17 protein-coding genes are annotated in these 20107 nt (G+C 72.6%); 5 read left to right on the top strand and 12 right to left on the bottom strand.

The features are described from left to right. Positions 1-177: 177 nt before the first annotated feature. A complete protein-coding gene (locus IAG44_RS24960) occupies positions 178-1185 on the bottom strand; it encodes a stage II sporulation protein M (protein ID WP_187749306.1) in 1008 nt (335 codons plus the stop codon). A 128-nt stretch (positions 1186-1313) separates the two neighbouring features. Here IAG44_RS24960 and IAG44_RS24955 point away from each other — a divergent pair, with 128 nt between their 5' ends. Beyond that, positions 1314-2249, top strand: coding sequence for an RDD family protein (locus IAG44_RS24955; protein ID WP_187752852.1), 936 nt, complete (start codon positions 1314-1316; stop codon positions 2247-2249). A gap of 20 nt (positions 2250-2269) precedes the next feature. Here the strand turns inward: IAG44_RS24955 and IAG44_RS24950 are convergent, their stop codons facing one another. From IAG44_RS24950 to IAG44_RS24920, 7 genes are all read right to left on the bottom strand, one after another. Beyond that, on the bottom strand, positions 2270-2884 hold the full coding sequence (locus IAG44_RS24950; RefSeq protein WP_187749305.1) for a hypothetical protein: 615 nt from the start codon (positions 2882-2884) through the stop codon (positions 2270-2272). A gap of 137 nt (positions 2885-3021) precedes the next feature. Beyond that, positions 3022-4464, bottom strand: coding sequence for an adenosylhomocysteinase (ahcY, locus tag IAG44_RS24945; RefSeq protein WP_187749304.1), 1443 nt, complete (start codon positions 4462-4464; stop codon positions 3022-3024). Positions 4465-5070: 606 nt separating this feature from the next. Beyond that, a complete protein-coding gene (locus IAG44_RS24940) occupies positions 5071-6045 on the bottom strand; it encodes a cation diffusion facilitator family transporter (protein WP_187749303.1) in 975 nt (324 codons plus the stop codon). A 145-nt stretch (positions 6046-6190) separates the two neighbouring features. Continuing rightward, on the bottom strand, positions 6191-7342 hold the full coding sequence (gene manA, locus IAG44_RS24935) for a mannose-6-phosphate isomerase, class I (RefSeq protein ID WP_187749302.1): 1152 nt from the start codon (positions 7340-7342) through the stop codon (positions 6191-6193). Between the two features lie 44 nt (positions 7343-7386). Further along, a complete protein-coding gene (locus tag IAG44_RS24930; protein ID WP_187749301.1) occupies positions 7387-8517 on the bottom strand; it encodes an SIS domain-containing protein in 1131 nt (376 codons plus the stop codon). Positions 8518-8700: 183 nt separating this feature from the next. Beyond that, positions 8701-8874 (bottom strand): Trm112 family protein, encoded by a 174-nt coding sequence (locus IAG44_RS24925; RefSeq protein ID WP_187749300.1) that lies wholly within the window; start codon positions 8872-8874, stop codon positions 8701-8703. 73 nt (positions 8875-8947) lie between these two features. Beyond that, positions 8948-9367, bottom strand: a complete 420-nt coding sequence (locus IAG44_RS24920) for a DUF3499 domain-containing protein (protein WP_187749299.1) — start codon at positions 9365-9367, stop codon at positions 8948-8950. A gap of 262 nt (positions 9368-9629) precedes the next feature. On the opposite strand from IAG44_RS24920, the gene IAG44_RS24915 reads away from it, so the two are divergent. Beyond that, positions 9630-10079, top strand: coding sequence for a metallopeptidase family protein (locus tag IAG44_RS24915; protein WP_187749298.1), 450 nt, complete (start codon positions 9630-9632; stop codon positions 10077-10079). Positions 10080-10141: 62 nt separating this feature from the next. Here the strand turns inward: IAG44_RS24915 and IAG44_RS24910 are convergent, their stop codons facing one another. From IAG44_RS24910 to IAG44_RS24895, 4 genes are all read right to left on the bottom strand, one after another. Then, positions 10142-10942 carry an HAD-IIB family hydrolase gene (locus tag IAG44_RS24910; protein ID WP_187749297.1) on the bottom strand — a complete coding sequence of 267 codons (801 nt, stop codon included), beginning with the start codon at positions 10940-10942 and terminating at the stop codon, positions 10142-10144. A 115-nt stretch (positions 10943-11057) separates the two neighbouring features. Then, entirely contained in the window at positions 11058-12554 is a 1497-nt protein-coding gene (locus IAG44_RS24905) for a DUF5719 family protein (RefSeq protein WP_187749296.1), read from the bottom strand. Next, complete coding sequence (locus tag IAG44_RS24900; RefSeq protein WP_187749295.1) at positions 12551-16144, bottom strand: glycosyltransferase family 2 protein; 3594 nt, start codon at positions 16142-16144, stop codon at positions 12551-12553. Before IAG44_RS24900 ends, IAG44_RS24905 begins: the two co-directional genes overlap by 4 nt. A 194-nt stretch (positions 16145-16338) precedes the next feature. Then, positions 16339-16602 carry a WhiB family transcriptional regulator gene (locus tag IAG44_RS24895; protein ID WP_003975777.1) on the bottom strand — a complete coding sequence of 88 codons (264 nt, stop codon included), beginning with the start codon at positions 16600-16602 and terminating at the stop codon, positions 16339-16341. Between the two features lie 659 nt (positions 16603-17261). Here IAG44_RS24895 and IAG44_RS24890 point away from each other — a divergent pair. From IAG44_RS24890 to IAG44_RS24880, 3 genes are read left to right on the top strand one after another with little or no spacing between them, the layout of a single operon-like run. Next, positions 17262-17777: a cysteine dioxygenase gene (locus tag IAG44_RS24890; RefSeq protein ID WP_187749294.1), complete on the top strand. Its 516-nt coding sequence runs from the start codon at positions 17262-17264 to the stop codon at positions 17775-17777. A gap of 37 nt (positions 17778-17814) precedes the next feature. Continuing rightward, entirely contained in the window at positions 17815-18777 is a 963-nt protein-coding gene (gene cofD, locus IAG44_RS24885) for a 2-phospho-L-lactate transferase (RefSeq protein ID WP_187749293.1), read from the top strand. Next, positions 18770-20065 (top strand): coenzyme F420-0:L-glutamate ligase, encoded by a 1296-nt coding sequence (locus IAG44_RS24880; RefSeq protein WP_187749292.1) that lies wholly within the window; start codon positions 18770-18772, stop codon positions 20063-20065. The genes cofD and IAG44_RS24880 overlap by 8 nt, the downstream gene beginning before the upstream one ends. Positions 20066-20107: the final 42 nt, after the last annotated feature.

The raw sequence follows: 20107 nt of genomic DNA, 5'->3' as shown, positions 1-20107 counted from the left end.
GGGGTTGCCTCTGATTGGAATCGAAGTTCCAGGAGGCGTTGTAGATACTAACTCACTGCCGACCGGATCAGATCCAGTTCCAGGCAACTGTTCGAATCTACCGCCCCGCAGGTCCCGTGTCAACGGTTCTTGCGGCGGCGAAGAGGAGACTAACAGCTCGGCAAGCCTGTTTGCACATCAGGCGGCCGTGGGGAGGCGGGCGCTGCGCTCGGCGGCTTCCAGGTCCCCTGTCTCTCCGGCGCGCGCGGCGCGTCCCCCGAGGACCCAGACGTACGCGAGGAAGATCGCCTCGGCGGCGACGCCGATGGTGATGCGGGCCCAGGTGGGCAGGCCGGAGGGGGTGACGAAGCCTTCGATGGCACCGGAGACGAAGAGGACCAGGGCCAGGCCGATCGCCATGCCCACGGCGGCGCGCCCCTCTTCGGCGAGGGCGACGCGACGCGTGCGCGGGCCGGGGTCGATGACGGTCCAGCCGAGCCGCAGGCCCGTACCGGCGGCGACGAAGACGGCGGTCAGTTCGAGGAGGCCGTGCGGGAGGACGAGGCCGAGGAAGGTGTCGAGGCGGCCGGCGGAGGACATGAGGCCGAAGCCGACGCCCAGGTTGAGCATGTTCTGGAAGAGGATCCAGAGGACCGGCAGGCCCAGGAAGATGCCCAGGACCAGGCACATCGCGGCGGCCTGGGCGTTGTTCGTCCACACCTGGGCGGCGAAGGAGGCGGCCGGGTGGCTCGAGTAGTAGGTCTCGTACTCGCCCCCGGGGCGGGTGAGTTCGCGCAGTTGGCTGGGGGCGGCGATGGTCGACCGCACCTCGGGGTGGGTGCCGATCCACCAGCCCAGGAGGATCGACACGGCCGTCGAGAGGAGTGCCGTCGGGACCCACCAGCGGCGGGAGCGGTAGACGGCCGCCGGGAATCCCTGGGTGAGGAAGCGGGTGGCGTCTCTCCAGGAAGCTCGGCGGGTTCCTGTCACGGCACTACGCGCGCGTGCCACGAGTTGGCTGAGCCGTCCGGTGAGTTGTGGGTCCGGGGCGCTGGACTGGATCAGGGAGAGGTGGGTGGCCGTGCGCTGGTAGAGGGCGACGAGTTCGTCGGCCTCCGCTCCGGTGAGGCGGCGTCGGCGGCGCAGGAGGTCGTCGAGGCGGTCCCATTCCGCGCGGTGGGCGGAGACGAAGACGTCGAGGTCCATCGGTGTGCGTGCTCCTCGGCTGTTCATCGGCGACCGGTCGGTTGGGGTCGGCTTGTCGTACTGGGGCGCGAAGTACCTTCAGCTTGGCAGACTTGCTGTTCAAGGGGCAGGCCAGGGAAGGGGCGGGCGTGAGTGAGTTGGTGACGGGTGAGGCCGTGGCGCTGGAGCTGCGGCCCGCGAGGCTGCCCAGCAGGGCGCTGGCCGTCCTCCTGGACCTCGTGGTGGCCTTCGTGCTCTACATCGTCGTGTCCGTCGTGCTGATCGCGACGACGGCGTCCCTGGACGAGGCCGCGCAGGTCGCTCTGTCGATCGCCTCGTTCCTGCTGGTGCTGGTGGGTGTGCCGATCGCGGTGGAGACGCTGAGCCATGGGCGGTCTCTGGGGAAGCTGGCGTTCGGGCTGCGGGTGGTGCGGGACGACGGGGGGCCGATCCGGTTCCGGCACGCGCTCGTGCGCGGGGCGATCGGGGTCGTGGAGATTCTGATGACGGGCGGGACGATCGCGGTCATCGCCTCGTTGGTGTCCGCGCGCGGGCGGCGGCTGGGTGATGTGTTCGCGGGGACGCTGGTGGTGCGCGAGCGGGTGCCGGTCGCGCGGACCGGGTTCCTCGCGCCGCCTCCGCCCGCGTTGGCGGGACGTTTCGCCGAGCTGGATCTGTCCGCCGTGCCTGACGCGTTGTGGCTGGCGATACGGCAGTACCTGGGGCGTGCGCACCAGTTGGATCCGCAGGTCGGCTGGGGCATGGCGGAGCGGCTGGCGAACGATGTGGTGGCGCGTACGGGGGTGCCGGCGCCGGAGGGGGTGACGCCGGGGGCGTATCTGGCGGCGGTGGTGCAGGAGCGGCAGGCGCGGGAGGCGCGGCGGGCGTTCCCGGGCGGGGCTGCCGCCGGTTCGCCGTACGGGGCTCCGGGGGCGTCTCAGAGCGCGCAGGCGTCTCCGGCGTACGGAGGCGGGGCATCTCACCCTCCACAGCCCCCTCAGCCCTCTCAGGCACCGCAGGCCCCCTCGCCGGCTCCGCAGACGCCCGTCGAGCGGCCTTCGAACGGGTTCGCGCCGCCGTCCTGAGCGCGGCGGGCGGTCGCGGCTCAGTGGAACGTCGACGGTGGTGAGGCGAGGTCTTCGAGTTCGATGCCGGGGGCCGCGAGGACGACGTCGCCGGCGATGTGGACGGTGTGTCTCTCGCCGGTGTCCAGGGCTGTGACCTGGTATTCGTCCACGGTCAGGGGGCCGTTGTCAGTGGCGTGTGCTTCGCTGTTCACCAAGGCCCAGGACTGGTCGGTCGTGCGGGGAGCCAGGACCGGGTCGGTGAAGGAGACGAGGCGGACGCGGGTCGCGGAGGTGGTGGGAGTGAGCCGCAGGAGACGGGCGGTGGCGACGAGGAAGGCCGGGGAGGTGCCGGTGAAGGCGTGGGCGGGGACGTTGCCTTCGGTGGCGTGTTCGCCGGCGGGGTCGGTGCGGACCCAGGTGACGCCGTCGAGGGCGGCGGCGCGGACCTGCCAGCCGGCCGCGTGGAGTTCGAGGCGGATGGGGCGGCCGAGGTCGTCGAGGGCGAGGTCGACGGAGCCGCTGTGGTCGCCCGCGGGCGTGGTCCGCTGGGCGACGTAGCGCCAGCCGGAGGGGCCGGGGGCGCACTGGAAGTGCTCGTCGGCCAGCGGGGTGTGGTCGTGCGGGTCGTGGAGCGAATAACGGCCGCGGGGCATGGGGGTCCTGGGTCGTGACAGAGCTGGTCGGGTCGTCGGGGGGCGACTCGGCCGGAACAAGGGGCAGGCCCCCGGCACGGGGGTGCGGGGGCCTGCCTCTGCGGTACGGCCGGCGCGGGGTGGGACCCGCGGCCGGGTCAGTAGCGGTAGTGGTCGGGCTTGTAGGGGCCGTCGACCTCGACGCCGATGTACGACGCCTGCTCGGGGCGGAGGGTCGTCAGCTTGACGCCGAGGGCGTCGAGGTGGAGGCGGGCGACCTTCTCGTCGAGGTGCTTGGGCAGCGTGTAGACGCCGACCGGGTACTCCTCCTGCTTGGTGAACAGCTCGATCTGGGCCAGGGTCTGGTCCGCGAAGGAGTTGGACATCACGAAGGACGGGTGGCCGGTGGCGTTGCCCAGGTTCAGCAGGCGGCCCTCGGAGAGGACGATGAGGACCTTGCCGTCGGGGAACTTCCAGGTGTGGACCTGGGGCTTGACCTCGTCCTTGACGATGCCGGGGATCTGGGCGAGGCCGGCCATGTCGATCTCGTTGTCGAAGTGGCCGATGTTCCCGACGATCGCCTGGTGCTTCATCTTGGCCATGTCCGAGGCCATGATGATGTCCTTGTTGCCGGTCGTGGTGATGAAGATGTCGGCCTTGTCGACGACCTCGTCGAGGGTCGTGACCTGGTAGCCGTCCATCGCGGCCTGGAGGGCGCAGATGGGGTCGATCTCGGTGACGATGACGCGGGCGCCCTGGCCGCGCAGGGACTCGGCGCAGCCCTTGCCGACATCGCCGTAGCCGCAGACGACTGCGGTCTTGCCGCCGATGAGGACGTCGGTGGCGCGGTTGATGCCGTCGATCAGGGAGTGGCGGCAGCCGTACTTGTTGTCGAACTTCGACTTGGTGACGGCGTCGTTGACGTTGATCGCCGGGAAGAGGAGGACGCCGTCGCGCTGCATCTCGTACAGGCGGTGGACGCCGGTGGTGGTCTCCTCGGTGACGCCGCGGATCTCCGAGGCGAGCTGGGTCCACTTCTGGGAGCCGTCGCTGATGGTGCGGTTCAGCAGTTCGAGGATGACGCGGTGCTCGTCGTTCTCGGCGGTGTCGACGGAGGGGACCTTGCCGTCCTTCTCGTACTCGACGCCCTTGTGGACGAGGAGGGTGGCGTCGCCGCCGTCGTCGAGGATCATGTTGGGGCCGCCAGTGGGGCTGTCCGGCCAGGTCAGGGCCTGCTCGGTGCACCACCAGTACTCCTCCAGGGTCTCGCCCTTCCAGGCGAAGACGGGGACGCCCTGGGGGTTGTCGACCGTGCCGTTCGGGCCGACGGCGATGGCCGCGGCGGCGTGGTCCTGGGTGGAGAAGATGTTGCAGGAGGCCCAGCGGACGCGGGCGCCGAGGGCGACCAGCGTCTCGATGAGGACGGCGGTCTGCACGGTCATGTGCAGGGAGCCGGTGACGCGGGCGCCGGCGAGGGGCTGGGACTCGGCGTACTCCTTGCGGATCGCCATCAGGCCCGGCATCTCGTGCTCGGCGAGGGTGATCTCCTTGCGGCCGAAGTCGGCCAGGGAGAGGTCGGCGACCTTGAAGTCCTGGGTCATGGAACTGCTGCTCCTCGGTGTACGGGACGAGAGGTGTGGACACGGCCGGTCTGCGCGGCGGCGGACACGGAGGCACGCCCTGGGGACGTGTGTGGTCCACAAGGCGCGGGCAAGCCCGCGTACGCGTGGCGCAGTCCGTCGGAGGCCCTCTCTCCCTCGGCCGGTCCGCGTGGGACCGCCCGACCGCCATCAGCAGCGACGTCTGGCTCCCACCCAAGCTACACCGGCCGTTCGGGGCGGCCCAGCCCGCCTCTGGCCGGATCGAGCCGATCACGAGGGGCGGGTGAGGGTGTCGGTGAGGCCGGGTTGACACCCTCACCTGGGGTGTTGCGGACGGAGGCGGGTTTCGCGGCGGGCCGGAAAAGGTCGTGCCGGAGTCCGCAGCGTGGAACGGGGCGCCGGGGGCCGGGCCGCGCGCGCCCGTACCGGCGGTCGTGCTGAGGGCCGGCGGGCCGGTCTGCCGGGGGTGAACCGCCGGGCCGAGAAGCCGGGCCGGCTGGCCCAACCAACCCGGCCAACCCTGCCGACCTGACCGACCCGGCCGCCCCTGCCGGGCCTGTCGGTGGACGTCGGGGCGTTCGGGGTGGGGCACCCGCCGGGGTGCCGTCAGTGGGCCGCCGGGGCGGGGCCGCCGGGGGCCGCCTCCGGGTCGGCGCCCTTGGTGGCCTCCGACTCGCTGTAGATGTCCGGTTCGAGGTAGATGACGCGGGCGATCGGGACGGCCGCGCGGATGCGGGTCTCGGCGGCGTCGATGGCGGCGGCGACCTCGGTGGCGGTGTCGTCGTGCTGGACGGCGACCTTGGCGGCGACGAGCAGTTCCTCGGGGCCGAGGTGGAGCGTGCGCATGTGGATGACGCGGGTGACGGTGTCGCCGTCGACGATCGCGGCCTCGATCTTCTCGACCTCCTCCAGGCCGGCGGCCTCGCCCAGGAGCAGGGACTTGGTCTCGGCGGCGAGGACGATCGCGATGAGGACGAGGAGGATGCCGATGCAGAGCGTGCCGATGCCGTCCCAGACGCCGTCACCGGTGGCCAGGGCGAGGCCGACGCCGCCGAGGGCGAGGATCAGGCCGACGAGGGCGCCGAAGTCCTCCAGGAGGACGACGGGCAGCTCGGGCGCCTTGGCGCGGCGGACGAACTCCTTCCAGGAGAGCGTGCCGCGCAGTTCGTTGGACTCCTTGATGGCCGTCCGGAACGAGAAGCTCTCGGCGATGATCGCGAAGACCAGGACGCCCACCGGCCAGTACCAGTGCTCCAGTTCGTGCGGGTGCTTGATCTTCTCGTAGCCCTCGTAGATGGCGAACATGCCGCCGACGGAGAAGAGCACGATGGAGACGAGGAAGGCGTAGATGTAGCGCTCGCGGCCGTAGCCGAAGGGGTGTTGCGGGGTCGCCTCGCGCTGGGCCTTCTTGCCGCCGACCAGGAGCAGGGCCTGGTTGCCGGAGTCGGCGAGGGAGTGCACGCCCTCGGCGAGCATGGACGAGGAGCCGCTGAAGGCGAACGCCACGAACTTCGATACCGCGATCGCGAGGTTGGCGCCGAGTGCCGCCACGATCGCCTTGGTGCCGCCTGACGCGCTCATGTGCTCGCCCTGGTCCCTTCGTCTCCGTACAGCGCTTTGCCGGGCCTTTGCCGGTGGGCCATTGTTACAGCATCTCGGGGCCGTGGTGCGGCGGTTGTCCACAGCCCCGGTCTGATGATCCGATCATCGCCGGATCGTGTCGCGGTCAGACGACCACGGTGGCCCTGAACAGCGTCCCCGCACCGCTCACCTCGGCCTTTTCGCCCGCCGCGACGAACACGGACTGTCCCGGCGCGAGTTCGTGCTCGCCGGCGCGGACCGTGCCGGCCGTGCAGAGCAGGATCTGCGGGGCGGGGCGGGTGAGGTCGTGGACGGACGTGCCCTCGGGCAGGACGTACCGGGAGAGGCGGAACTCGTCGATCGGGGTGTCGTAGACCTCCTCGCCGTCCGGGGACGCCTCGGGGCGCAGGACGCCGGGTCCGGTCGCCTCGAAGCGCACGACGCGCAGGAGTTCGGGGACGTCGACGTGCTTGGGGGTCAGGCCGCAGCGCAGGACGTTGTCGGAGTTGGCCATGATCTCGACGCCGAGGCCGGTCAGGTACGCGTGCGGGATGCCCGCGCCGAGGAACAGGGCCTCGCCGGGCTGGAGCCGGACGTGGTTGAGGAGCATCGCGGCGACGACACCGGGGTCGCCGGGGTAGTGGCGGGCGATCTGCGCGTACGGCGTGTAGGGGCCGCCCAGGCGCTCGCACGCGTGGGTGGCGTCGGTGACCGTGCGGGCCATGTCCTCGGGGTCGGCGCTCAGGACGGCCGTGAGGACTTCGCGCAGGGCGGCGTCCTCGGGGTGCGCGCGCAGGAGGTCGACGTACGGCTTCAGGGAGTCGACGCCGAGGCCGTCCAGGAGGGCGGCGGCGTCCTCGGGGGCGCGGAAGCCGCACAGGCCGTCGAACTCGGTGAGGGCGCAGATGAGTTCGGGCTTGTGGTTGGCGTCCTTGTAGTTGCGGTGGGGAGCGTCCAGGGGGATGCCCCGGCGCTCCTCGTCGGCGTGACCCTCTTTCGCCTGCGCGAGGTTCGGGTGGACCTGGAGGGAGAGCGGGGCGCCGGCGGCGAGGAGCTTGAGGAGGAAGGGCAGGCGGGGGCCGAACTTGGTGACGGCCGCCTCGCCGAGTTCGCTCTTCGGGTCCGCGTCGATGACCTCGGCGAGGGTCCCGCGCGCGGTGCGCGAGGGGGCGCCGGGGTGGGCGCCCATCCACATCTCCGCCTGCGGTTCGCCGGTCGGTTCGACGCCGAGGAGGTGCGGGATCGCGGTGGTGGAACCCCAGGCGTAGGGGCGGACGGTGTTGTCGAGGCGGTCCATGCGGTTCTCTCTTGCGTGTGGTTCAGGCGGGGCCGGGAACAGGATCAGGCGCCGGCGGCGAGCGCGAGGTAAACGGCGGCGAAATCCGTGATGGCGATCAGCTCGGCCAGGGTCTCCAGTTCGGCGCCCTCTTCCGGGTCGAGTTCGCTGATCGGCGTGTCGTGGCCGAGGGCCAGGTCACGGGCCGCGGGGGCGGCGCTGAGGCCGCCGCTGGGGCGGTCGCGCAGGAGCACCACGCGTGCGTGCAGGGCGGGCGGGTCGTCGACGCGGTCGCGGAAGAAATCGTCCGGGTCGGCGCCGGCGGCCAGCGGGCCGGCCAGGAGGGCGCTGTGGGCGGCCAGGGCCTCGGGGAGTTCCGCGATCAGGGCGGGGCGGCCGGCGAGTTCGGCCAGGGCCGCGGCGAAACGGCGGCCCGCCGGGCCCGCGGAGACGCCTTCCGTCCAGATCACCGGGAGCGCGTCCGCCAGTTCGCCGGCCAGGGTCTTCGCCGGGTTGCTGTACGTCGCGACGGCCGGGCCGCAGCGTTCGGCGACGTGGTCCAGGCGGTCGGCGATGCGCTCCAGGGTGTCCGCGGGGGCCGTCACGAGGCCGATGCGGTCCAGGAGGGCCAGGAGGGGCGTCAGCAGGGCCCACAGGACGCCGGGGGCCGACGCCGTGAGTGGTTGGGCCTCCTGGTCGTACGCGGCCGTCGCGAGCGGGATGAAGAGGCTGTGCGAGGCTCCTGTGGCCTCCGCGAGGGGGGTGCGGGTGGGGGCGACGGCGACGACCGTGCAGCCGCGTCGGTACGCCTGTTCCGCCAGGAGGGCCAGGCCCGGTTCCGTGCCGTCCGGGGTGGCGATCAGCAGGAGGTCCACCGAGCCCGCCCAGCCGGGGAGGTCCCAGCGGAGGGCTCCCGGTGCCGGGGCGACGCCGGTGGGGGCGAGGCGGGTGACCGGGCAGGCGGCGCCCGCGAGGGTGCCCAGGAGGTCGGCCACGCAGGTCGCCGCCGCGCCGGGGCCCGCGATCAGGATGCCGCGCGGGCGGCCGTCCGGCTTCAGCTGGGGTACGCCTGCCTCCGTCGCGTGCCGTGCCGCCGTGCGGACCCTGGCGCCCGCCTCCGCCGCGCCGCGCAGGAGGGCCCGGCGATCGGCCTCGGCAAGGGCCTCCGGCGTGTCGAGGAGGGATTCGTCGAGCATGGGGTCTCCGATCGCCGAGGGGTGGGTGGAGGGGGGTGGTTCGAGGCTGGGGCGGTCGGGGCGGGTTCGGTTGCGGCCGGCGGGGCGAGCGCGTCCCGGGGGCCTGTCGTCACGTACCCGCGCGCGTGAGGGCGATTGCCTCGCCGGTTCACCTCGCGCGCGCCCGCGCGAGGCCCCCGTCCACTACTCCGGCTTGCGGGCCTCGTCCACCAGGAGGACCGGGATGCCGTCGCGGACCGGGTAGGCGAGGGCGCAGTCGGGGCTCGTACAGACGAGGTCGGTGTCCTGTTCCGTCAGGGGGGCGTGGCAGGACGGGCAGGCGAGGATGTCCAGGAGGGCGGGTTCGACGAGCGGCACGGGAGTGTCCTTCACAGGTCAGGCGGCATGGGTGGTCCGATGAGCCAGCCTAGCGCCGGGGGGCTGTGAGGGGTCAGGACTCCGGGGAGCGCAGGACGCGGAGGTGGCCCCGGCGGGCGACCTCCATGGGGTCGGCCGCTCGGCCGGAGGCGCCGCCGGCGGCGCGTTCCTGGGGGCGGGCCGCTTCGCGTACGGCGTTGGCGAGGGCTTCGAGGTCGTCGCCGCTGGGTCGCGCGGGCGCGGAGCCGTCGAGGAGGCGGACGACTTCCCAGCCGCGCGGGGCCGTCAGGCGCTCGGAGTGCTCGGCGCACAGGTCGTAGCAGTGGGGCTCGGCGTAGGTCGCGAGCGGGCCGAGGACGGCCGTCGAGTCGGCGTAGACGTACGTCAGCGTCGCGACGGCGGGTCGGCCGCAGGCGGTGCGCGAACAGCGACGTACAGGGCTCACGACGTTGGACGGTACCGCACTCTTGAGCGGGCCGCGACGACTCTCCACCAGGTCACTCCACCGTGTCGTGCTGTGAAACACCGCACATGTCCCCCCTGTCATACCCCGCTGACCTGCGTGAACACCAGTTTTCAGCCGGTCGGGGCCGAACAGGGCCGGTCACAGGCCGGTGCAAACCCCATCAAGTGGCATGAGATCGACGGTCCTGGAGAGATGCCGAATCGAGCCCAACCTTGGCTGGAATGGTCATCCTGCGACATGACGGAGCGGACGCTACGGCGGTCTGAGCGGGGACTACGCTTCAGTAGTTATGGAGAGCCCCGTACCGCCCCGTGCCGCAGCCCCCGGGCCCCGCCGCCGTGACCGCCACGGGCGGGGCATGCGCGGTCCGATCGCGCCGCCCCAGGTGCCGCTCGCGGCGAGCCGTGCCGAGCTGTTCGCCGATCTCGTGCAGGACTCGGTGGAGCGTCTCGAGCGGCGCTGGCCGCAGCTCGCGGACATCGACTTCATGGTCCTCGAAGTGCCCCGCCTCGACGGCCCCGAGGGGCCCTGGAACGACGAGGCGGTGCCGCTCGGCGGGATCGCCCCGGCGTCCGGCGGGCGCCGCGCGCGGGTGGTCGTCTACCGGCGGCCGGTGGAGATCCGCACGAAGGGCCGCGACGAGCGGGCCGCCCTGGTCCACGAGATCGTCGTCGAGCAGGTCGCCGAGCTGCTGGGGCTGACGCCGGAGACGGTCGATCCCCGGTACGGCGAGGACTGACGGGACGGCGCGCACGCACGGGCGCCCTGTGGACGTCCCCACGCGTACGCGCGCGGAGGTCCTCACCGCACGTCGAGCGGCTCCAGGAGCGAGGGCACCGGGCGGTCCAGGTGGTCGCCGAGGAGGGTGTCGATGACGTCGACGGTCTGCTCCCAGCCGGTGACGGCGATGCTGGGGACGCCCATCGCGCGCACGGGGTAGTCGTTGCCGCCCTCGTCGAGGCGGTCGCCGACGAAGAGGACGTCCTCCACGCGCAGGTCGAGGAAGTCCAGGAGGCGCCGCATGCCGTACGCCTTGTCGATGCCCTTCTTGGTGACGTCGATGGACGTCGAGCCGCCGCTGCGGACCTCCAGGTCGGGCAGGCGGGCGGAGGCGTACTCCCACAGGGCGCGGCGGCGGGTGCCGTCGGGGTCCCAGGCGGCCTTCTCCTGGTGCGGGGCCTGCTGGCCGAGCGCGGAGAAGGTGACCTGGCTGCCGCGGTCCTCGATGATGTCGCCCCAGGTGTGCTCGGCCCACAGGCCGAGGGATTTCGCGCCCTCGGTGAGGACCTTCACGATGAGGGCTTTCTCGTCCTCCGCCAGGTTCTCGCAGTAGATGTCCTGCCAGGCGCCGTTCTCCCAACGGAGGTAACGCGTGCCGCAGGTCGGCATCAGGTGGAGCCGGCCGGCGAGTTCGGGGGTGAGCGGCAATTCTTCGAGAACCTGCGCCTGGAACTGTTCGTACCGGCCGCCGGAAATGATGCAGACGGGCTTCTCGGCGAGCAGCCGCAGCAGGCGCTGGGCCATACGCGGCTCGATCTTCGCTTTGGAGAGGGCGAGCGTGTCGTCCAGGTCGAACACCACGATGCGAGTCGACGGTACCAATGCGAGATCCTTTTCCTTGTGCTCGACGGCGAGGCTTATCCTCCGGAAATCTGAACAGTGCGTCAAGAATTCCAGATGTCCGTTCGGGTTCGGTTGCCCATACGGAGATCGATGATCAATTGAGGATCGACAAGTCCTGCGTACTGTCCGGAACCGCCACCGTCCCGCGGTCGTCCGGGAGGGTCTGGGTGGTGAAGCCGGGGCCGTCCTCGTCGGTGGAGACGAGGGTGCGGGAGGCGTAGACGGGGCCGCCGGAGACGGTCTCGACGGTGAGCGCGTACGTGCCCTTGAGGCCGGCCGGGACGGGCAGGGCGACGTCCTGGGTGGTGCCCGCCTTGACGGTGTACGTCTTCGACGCGGGCGTGCCCGCGTCCGTGCCGGCCGAGGCGGTGACCTTGACCTGGGCGGTGGCCGTGGGGGCGGTGATCGACAGGGTGGTGCCCTTGGCGGTGTTGCCGAGGACGGACGCGCGCGTGCCGACGGGCGCGGTGGCCGGGATGAAGGAGGTCTCCTGGTCGTCGCCCTTGCCGCGGGTGACGCGGACCGCCGCGACGACCGGGGTCGCGACGTCGCCCGGGGAGAGCAGCAGGGAGCCGGCCTCGCCGCGCGTGACGTCGCCGAGGTCGACGGAGGTGGTGCTGCCCGCCTTGATGTGGACGGTCTCGTGGCCGGCGGGGGTGATCAGGCCGTTGGTGGAGGCGAGCTGGATCTTCAGGTCGGCGTCGGAGTCGTCCGGGGTGAAGGCGACCAGGCGGACGGCGGTGGCGTCCTTCGGGATGCCGGGGACGACCAGGGTGTTCGCGGGGTCCGTGGAGGCGGTCAGCCAGTCGCCGCCGAGCTTGTCGTCGAGGGCCTGGACGGCGGCGCCGACGCGCCCGCTGCGGACGTTCACGTGGAGCGTCACGTCGTCCAGCTTCTCGGTGGTCAGCGTGGACAGCAGGATCGGCTCGCTGGCGTGCGCGGGGACGGTGATGCCGTCGCCGGCGGAGGTCTGCAGGGCGCCTTCGGGGCCGTAGAGCTCGATGTCGACGACGGCCGCCGAGTCGTCGGGGTTGGTGAGGTGGAGGTAGTCGGTGCGGTCGGCGGCGGTGCTGGTGCCGGGGAACCAGAACTCGGTGTCGGGGGTGCCGCAGGAGATGCCGAGGAGGCCGCGGCCGGTGCCCGCGGCGACGCCGGTGGTGGCCTGGACGGTCCAGCCGGGCGCGTACTTGCCGTCGGCGGTGCCGACGAGCGCGGGCGCGCTGCCGCCGCTGACGCCGCCGGTGACGGGCTTGCCGGGGGCGCCGGGGGTGACGGCGGACTTGCCGGCGGGCTTGGCCTTACCGTTCTGCGCGGTGCTCGCGTCGCCGGAGGCTTCGGTGACGCCCGTGAGCGTGGCCTTGCCCTCGGCGGCGGTGCCCTCGGTGACCGGTGTGAACGACGTGTACTGCGTGTCGGCGAGGTCGGAGGTGCTGGGCGCCGGGCAGACCAGGCCGGTGCGCTCGACGGGCAGCCGGGAAGCCGCCCTGGGCGCGGTGGTGCCGGCCTGGGCGGGTTCCTGGACGACGGCGAAGGCGGTGACGGCGGCGAGCGCGGCCGTTCCGGCGATCAGGGACACGGTGGTGCGTTTCACTGCTGGCTCCCGTCGGGGCGCTGGTACGGCTGCTGCGCCTGGTCGTAGCCCTGCTGGTACGAGGGGTCGTAGGGCTGCTCCTGCGGGGCGCCGTAGCCCTGGTCGTACGGCGGCTGCTGCTGTCCGTCGTAGCCGTAGGGGTCGTACTGGCCCGCCTGGTACGGGTCGTACTGGCCGGCGCTCTGGTCGTAGCCCTGGGCGGGGTAGGGGTACTGCTCGGCGCCCGCGTACTGGGCGGCGTCCCACTCGCCGTAGGACTGCTGCTGCGGGACGGCGGCCGGGGGTGTCTCGGCCGGGGGCGCGTCCGGGGCGGTGGTGTCGTCGGTCTCCGCGCGGTCGCGCAGGCGGCGGGCGCGGCGGCCCTCGCCGGTGGCCTGGGCGGGGATCGGCTGCTCCTCGGGGAGGTCGTCGTCGACGTCGCGGCGGCGGCCCGGGAGGGCGAGGACGACGAGGACGAGGGCGAGGGCGCCCTGGGTCCACAGCCACAGGGTGTGGGTGAAGGGGTCCTCGTAGGTGACGTCCAGCCTGCCGCCGGTCGAGGGGAGTTCGAAGCCCTGGGCCCAGCCGTCGACGGTGACGCTCTTGAGGGGCTTGCCGTCGAGGGTGGCGCTCCAGCCGTCGGCGACGGCGTCGGCGAGGCGCAGGACACGTCCCTCGGGACCGTCCTCGACGGTGGTGTGGATCTCGACGGGCCCGGCGCCGACCGCGACGGGGGTGCCGGAGCCGTCCTCGGTGACGATCGCCGCGCGGGAGACCTCGCGGTTGACCCGCCACAGGGCGCTGCCGTTCTGCTGGCTGAGGCGGCTGAGGCCGGGCGTGGCGTCCAGGACCCGGGCGACCTCGCGCGGGGCGCCCTTGTGGACGAGGACGTAGCGCACCGCGAACTTGCCGAGTTCGGTGGTCTGGTCGGCGCCGGAGCCCGCGACGAGGTTGGCGACAACCTTGTCGAGCTGCTTGTTCTCGCCGTCGGCCGCGGCGGTCTCGGCGTCGCCCATGCGGGCGCCGGAGCCGCGGACCAGCATGTAGGAGACGTGGGCGGCGGAGTCGCTGTCCAGGACCAGGGTGCGGGCCTGGTCGCGGGTGCCGGCCTCCTCTGCGACGAACGCGGGCACCTGGACGGGGTCGCGGCGCTCCAGGGGGCCGTCGGCGCCCCGGATCATCCAGCCGGCGGCGACGAGCAGCGGGCCCGCGGCGGCGGCGAAGGCGATGAGGGCGGCGACGGGCTGGCGCCAGCCGAAGCTCTGTTCGGCGACGCGCGAGCGGGCGCCGTCGGCGCCGATCATCGCGGCGCACAGCAGGGCGAGGCCGTAGACGAGGGTGGCGGGGCCCGCCCAGGCGTCCCCGTTGGACAGGACGGCGAAGACGAGGCCGACCAGCGCGACCGCCCAGGCCGCCCAGACGCCGGTGTGCCGCTCGGAGCGCAGCAGGGCGGCGAGGGCGGCGAGGACGACGCCGATGAGCATCAGGCCGCTGACCGTGCCGGGCCCGCCGGGGCTGGCGCCGAGCAGGTCGAGTGCTGAGGCAGCGGAGGCGCCGAAGTCGAGGCCGGCCTCCTGGAAGAAGCCGGTCGGCAGGAGGGACAACGACCAGGGCGCGAGGACCAGCAGGGGGGTGCCGAGCTGGGCGAGGAAACGCGGGCCGTAGGCGGTGAGTTCGGTGCGGCGCACGGCGAGGACCGCGAGGCCGAGGACCAGCGCGATGGGCCACACGACCGGCGTGAACGCGGTGGTGATCGTCAGCAGCAGCGCGTACGCCCAGGTGGCCCGCCAGCTGCCGCGCGTGCCCGAGGTGTGGGCGAGGCCGCTGGCGGCGATGCCCGCGCGGGCGATCAGCGGGAGCAGGACGGCGAGGACGGCGGTGCCGAGCCGGCCGCCGGCGAGCGCGCCGGTGACGGCGGGCAGGAAGGCGTAGACGACGGCGGCCCACGCGCGCAGGAGGCGTGAGGTGACGAGCGGGCGGGAGGCGAAGTAGGCCGTGAACCCGGCGAGCGGGACCGAGCAGACCAGCAGGAGGGTGACGGCGAGGCCGGTCGAGCCGAACAGCAGGGCGGCCAGCGCGGCGACGATCGCCAGGTAGGGCGGGGCGGAGGGGGTGCCGCCTGCGCCTACGGGGTGCCAGGCGTCGGTGTAGTGGTTCCACAGCTCGCCTGCGGTGCCGGGGGCGGGCAGCAGGGCGCCGCCCGCGAGGGCGCCGGTGCCCAGGAGGGCGCGGCAGGCGGCCAGGGAGATCAGCAGCAGCGCGAGGAAGAGCACCGGGCCGGGTTTGCGGGCGATGCGCTTGAGGCGCGCGAACTGCTCGATCTCCAGGAAGTCCGCGTCGTCCCCGCCGGGGCCCGACTCGATGCCGCCGCCGTGGCGCCCGGGGGCGGTGTCGGTGTCGGAGGAGTCCAGGAAGCTGCCGGCGGCCTGTTCGACGGTGGCCCGCAGGGTCGCGCCGGGCGGCGGGAACAGGGCGCGCAGCTCGCCCTTGTCGACGACGGGCTTCCCGCGCGCGCGGCGTCCGGCGATGATCCGCTCGGGCCGCAGCAGCGTCCCCAGCAGGCCCCGGATCTCGTCGACGGCCTGCCCGGGGACCTTGCCGACGAGGTAGGCGAGGGTCCGCAGGACGGTCCCGAGGACGATCCGGAAGAACACCCAGGGCAGCGCGGCGGTACGGCTGTTGACGAGCAGGGTGTAGACGGCGCCGGCCTTGTCGACCTTGTGCGGGGAGGCGGCCGTGCGGCCCCCGCAGTCGACGGTGCGGCGCTCGCGGGAGGCGGCCTCGGCGTGCCGGACGACGGCCTCGGGGGCGACCAGGACGCGGTGGCCCAGGGAGGTCGCGCGCCAGCACAGGTCGACGTCGTCGCGCATGAGGGGCAGGCGGCGGTCGAAGCCGCCGAGGTCGTCGAAGACGTCCCTGCGGACGAGCATGCCGGCGGTGGAGACGGCGAGGACCGGGCGGACGTGGTCGTGCTGGCCCTGGTCCTGTTCGCGGCGGTCGAGGCCGGTCCAGCGGCGGCCCGAGGAGGCGATGGTGACGCCGACTTCGAGGAGCTGGCGTTTGTCGTACCAGCCGCGGAGTTTGGGGCCGACGACGGCCACGTCGTCGCGGCCCAGTTCCAGTTCGTTGTCCACGACGCGCAGGAGTTCGGCGAGGGCGTCGGGCTCGGGGGCGCTGTCGTCGTGCAGCAGCCACAGCCACTGGACCGGTTCGCCGTGCGGGAGTTCGGGGAGGTCGTAGGCGTCGTCGCGCCAGGTGCGCGTGACGGGGTCCCAGCCGCTGGGGCGCTTGAGGTAGGGCAGTTCCTCGGGGGTGAGGACCGGGGCCGCGCGGACGGCCTCCTCGACGGCCTGGCCGAAGCCGGTGCGCCGGGCGAGGTGCAGGACGCGGCCCTCGCCGAGGGCTTCGGTGAGCTGCTGGGCGGAGTCGTCCGCGCTGCCGGTGTCGGCGGCCACGACGGACTGGACCGGGCGCTCCTGGCCGAGCAGTCCGGCGAGCGCGTCGGGCAGCCAGCGGGCCCCGTCGTGGGCGACGAGGACCGCGGTCACCACGTGACGCGGGAACTCTGGCGTGGCAGCGTCGCGGGCTGCCGGGTGGCTGTGCACGGACATCGAGGTACGGGCCCCGGTTCGATGGACTGCGGTGAACACCCGTGCCGTGCGAGGACGGTGGGGTGTCTCGGACGAGCGACCACACTATCGGCTGGGCAAGGCAGCGGCCCGCCGCCTGTGGATAACCCACGGGCGACGGGCCGTCTCGATGTTTTCTTACCAGGCCACAGGCCATTCATACGGTCGTACCGGCGTCAGACGGCCGCTTTCTTCAGGCGGCGGCGTTCACGCTCGGAGAGACCGCCCCAGATGCCGAAGCGCTCGTCGTTGGCGAGGGCGTATTCGAGGCATTCGGAGCGGACCTCGCAGGCGAGGCAGACCTTCTTGGCCTCGCGCGTGGAGCCACCCTTCTCGGGGAAGAAGGACTCGGGATCGGTCTGGGCGCACAGCGCGCGCTCCTGCCAGCCGAGTTCCTCGTCCGCGTCGTCGACCAGCAGTTGCTGCACCAGCTCGGTCATGTGCGCCCCTCGTCTGTCTTTCGCGTCCCCGTGCCGGGCCGTCAACCGTCAAGTGGTGGCGGCGAACGACACGAGTGAAATTACAAGTGTGCTGCTCCGGGCGAGTCAAGCCGAGATCTGCTATTGGGCCCCTTATTCACTCTGCGGAACCAAGGCGGCGCAGAAAGTGTTCAAATCGCCATAAACCTTGACATGCAGACGGGGCCTGACGGCCTGTTACGGGAAAGGACGCCATCAACTGCGTTCTCGTTCCGACACGCGGGTCACGCGCCCGGTTGTGCGCCATGTGTCCCGGTGAGTGCGTGAACAAACCTTTCGTCTCCGACACGTACCGGATGGGGTGAATCGCGTCCCACCCTCCGGGTGTGGAGTTGACAGTGGGGGTGTGAACCGCTGTCCTTGTGGGCATGCTCGCGAACTTGGCCATCACCTCGACCCGCTCCGCCGGGTCCCTCGGTGCTGCCCGCGCTCGCCGTGGCTGTTGTTGCTGTCCCAGCTGTTGAGCCTCACCTCGCTCCGGCTGTCCTGAGTCCACCGCGACTCGGCTGCTTGTTCCCCCACGCCCGGACCAGGGCATCTGCGCCGCCCGTGATCCGGGCGGCCGGTACGTGACACCCAGCCCCCCGCCGCAACTCCCGCCGAGGAACCACCGCACCCTTATGAACAGCGACAACGACCTCCAGATCGCCGGCGACATCCTCGAAGTCCTCCACCTGCTGCAGCCCCCGCGTGAACACCCCTCCACCGTCGCCGAGTTCGTCGGGCTCGCGCGGTCCATCGCCGCGGACCGGGCGCAGTGGGCGCCTCTCGTCCGCTACGACGCCACGACCCGCTGGTACCACCGGCTGCGCACCGGGCCCGGCTACGAGGTCTGGCTGCTGTCCTGGCTTCCCGGGCAGGGGACCGCTCTCCACGACCACGGGCGGTCCTCCGGTGTCCTCACCGTGCTCGACGGGACGCTCACCGAGCGCACCGAGCGGGGGGTGCGGAAGCTCTCGGGGGGCGCGCAGCGGGTGTTCGCGCCGGGGTATGCGCATGACGTGCACAACGACACGTGGGAGCCGGCAGTGAGCCTGCACGTTTATTACCCGGGGCTCACCGAGATGCCGATGCGCTCGGAGGCGCGCGCGTGCGGGGCCGAGGCCGGTGAGGCACTGCTGCCCGCGGCCGGGTAGCGGCGGGGCTGTCAGTGGGGGCTGACAGACTTGGGGCATGCGCATTGTGGTTCTGGCAGGCGGTATCGGTGGGGCTCGGTTTCTGCGCGGTCTGAAGAAGGCCGCGGCGGAGGCGGAGATCACGGTGGTCGGAAATACGGGGGACGATATTCATCTGTTCGGATTGAAGGTCTGTCCTGATCTGGACACCGTGATGTACACGCTCGGCGGGGGCATCGACGAGGAGCGTGGGTGGGGCCGGGAGGACGAGTCGTTCCGGGTGAAGGAAGAACTCGCCGCCTACGGGGTCGGGCCCGAGTGGTTCGGGCTCGGTGACCGGGACTTCGCGACGCACATCGTGCGGACGCAGATGCTGGCGGCGGGATATCCGCTGAGCGCGGTGACCGAGGCGCTGTGCGACCGGTGGAAACCGGGCGTGCGGCTGCTGCCGATGACGGACGACCGGGTCGAGACGCATGTCGCCGTCGAGCTCGACGGGGAGCGCAAGGCGATCCACTTCCAGGAGTACTGGGTGCGGCTGCGGGCGTCCGTGCCCGCGCACGCCGTCGTGCCGGTCGGCGCCGAGCAGGCGAAGCCGGCGCCGGGCGTGCTGGAGGCGATCGGCGCGGCGGACGTGATCCTGTTCCCGCCGTCCAACCCGGTCGTGTCGGTCGGGACGATCCTGGCGGTGCCGGGGATCCGGGAGGCCGTCGCGGAGGCGGGCGCGCCGGTCGTCGGCCTCTCTCCCATCGTCGGGGACGCGCCCGTGCGTGGGATGGCCGACAAGGTGCTGGCCGCCGTCGGGGTGGAGTCCAGCGCCGCGGCCGTCGCCGAGCACTACGGGGCGGGGCTGCTCGACGGGTGGCTGGTCGACACGGTCGACGCCGGTGCCGTCGCGCGCGTGGAGGCCGCCGGGATCCGGTGCCGGGCCGTACCGCTGATGATGAGTGACGACGAGGCGACCGCCGAGATGGCGCGGGTCGCGCTGGAGCTGGCGCAGGAGGTGCGGGCCGGTGAGTGAGTACCGGGTGTGGGCCGTCGAGGGGCTGCCCGAGGTGCGGCGGGGGGACGACCTCGCCAAGTTGATCGCCGGGGCCGAGCCGGGGCTCGCCGACGGGGACGTCGTCGTCGTGACGTCGAAGATCGTGTCCAAGGCCGAGGGGCGGATCGTCGCGGCGGACGACCGGGAGGCCGCGATCGACGCGGAGACCGTGCGGGTCGTCGCGCGGCGGGGGACGCTGCGGATCGTCGAGAACCGGCAGGGGCTCGTGATGGCCGCCGCCGGGGTCGACGCGTCCAACACGCCCGCGGGCACGGTGCTGTTGCTGCCCGAGGACCCGGACGCGTCCGCGCGTGCGATCCGGGAGGGGCTGCGGGATGTCCTCGGGGTCGATGTCGGGGTCGTCGTCAGTGACACCTTCGGGCGGCCCTGGCGGGCCGGGTTGACGGACGTCGCGATCGGGGCGGCCGGGGTGCGGGTGCTGGACGATCTGCGGGGCGGGACCGACGCGTACGGGAATCCGCTCGTCGCGACCGTCGTCGCGACCGCCGACGAGCTGGCCGCCGCTGGGGACCTCGTCAAGGGGAAGGCCACCGGGCTGCCGGTCGCCGTGGTGCGCGGGCTCGGGCATGTCGTCGACGGGGACGAGACCGAGGGGGCGCGGCGCCTGGTGCGCGGGGCCGCGGACGACATGTTCCGGCTCGGGACGTCCGAGGCCGTGCGGCTCGCGGTGACGCAGCGGCGGACCGTGCGGGCGTTCACCGACGACGACGTCGATCCCGGGGCGGTGCGGCGGGCCGTCGCCGCGGCCGTCACCGCGCCGGCGCCGCATCACACCACGCCCTGGCGGTTCGTGCTACTGGAGTCAAAGGAGTCGCGGGTGCGGTTGCTCGACGCGATGCGGGACGCCTGGGTCGCGGATCTGCGGCGGGACGGGAAGTCGGAGGAGTCCATCGCGAAGCGGGTGCGGCGGGGGGATGTGCTGCGCAACGCGCCCTATCTCGTCGTGCCCTGTCTGGTGATGGACGGGTCGCATCACTACGGGGATCCCCGGCGGGATGCCGCCGAGCGGGAGATGTTCGTCGTCGCGGCGGGGGCCGGGGTGCAGAACTTCCTCGTCGCGCTGGCCGGGGAGCGGCTGGGGTCCGCGTGGGTGTCGTCGACGATGTTCTGCCGGGATGTCGTGCGGGAGGTGCTGGCGCTGCCCGCCGGGTGGGATCCCATGGGGGCCGTCGCGGTGGGGCGGCCCGCGGAGGAGCCTCGGGCCCGGGGGGAGAGGGGGGTGGAGGGGTTCATCGAAGTGCGGTGAGGTGAGCGGCGGTTGATCCGGGTCGGGTGTCAGGTCGGGAGG

The organism is Streptomyces roseirectus (assembly GCF_014489635.1).
In the GTDB taxonomy this organism is placed as follows: domain Bacteria; phylum Actinomycetota; class Actinomycetes; order Streptomycetales; family Streptomycetaceae; genus Streptomyces; species Streptomyces roseirectus.
This window is presented reverse-complemented; position numbering and strand designations above follow the sequence as displayed.

Coding starts and splice junctions, on each gene's coding strand:
- IAG44_RS24960 (WP_187749306.1), bottom strand. CDS start 1,185: ATGGACCTCGACGTCTTCGTCTCCGCCCACCGCGCGGAATGGGACCGC.
- IAG44_RS24950 (WP_187749305.1), bottom strand. CDS start 2,884: ATGCCCCGCGGCCGTTATTCGCTCCACGACCCGCACGACCACACCCCG.
- ahcY (WP_187749304.1), bottom strand. CDS start 4,464: ATGACCCAGGACTTCAAGGTCGCCGACCTCTCCCTGGCCGACTTCGGC.
- IAG44_RS24940 (WP_187749303.1), bottom strand. CDS start 6,045: ATGAGCGCGTCAGGCGGCACCAAGGCGATCGTGGCGGCACTCGGCGCC.
- manA (WP_187749302.1), bottom strand. CDS start 7,342: ATGGACCGCCTCGACAACACCGTCCGCCCCTACGCCTGGGGTTCCACC.
- IAG44_RS24930 (WP_187749301.1), bottom strand. CDS start 8,517: ATGCTCGACGAATCCCTCCTCGACACGCCGGAGGCCCTTGCCGAGGCC.
- IAG44_RS24915 (WP_187749298.1), top strand. CDS start 9,630: ATGGAGAGCCCCGTACCGCCCCGTGCCGCAGCCCCCGGGCCCCGCCGC.
- IAG44_RS24900 (WP_187749295.1), bottom strand. CDS start 16,144: ATGTCCGTGCACAGCCACCCGGCAGCCCGCGACGCTGCCACGCCAGAG.
- IAG44_RS24895 (WP_003975777.1), bottom strand. CDS start 16,602: ATGACCGAGCTGGTGCAGCAACTGCTGGTCGACGACGCGGACGAGGAA.
- IAG44_RS24890 (WP_187749294.1), top strand. CDS start 17,262: ATGAACAGCGACAACGACCTCCAGATCGCCGGCGACATCCTCGAAGTC.
- cofD (WP_187749293.1), top strand. CDS start 17,815: ATGCGCATTGTGGTTCTGGCAGGCGGTATCGGTGGGGCTCGGTTTCTG.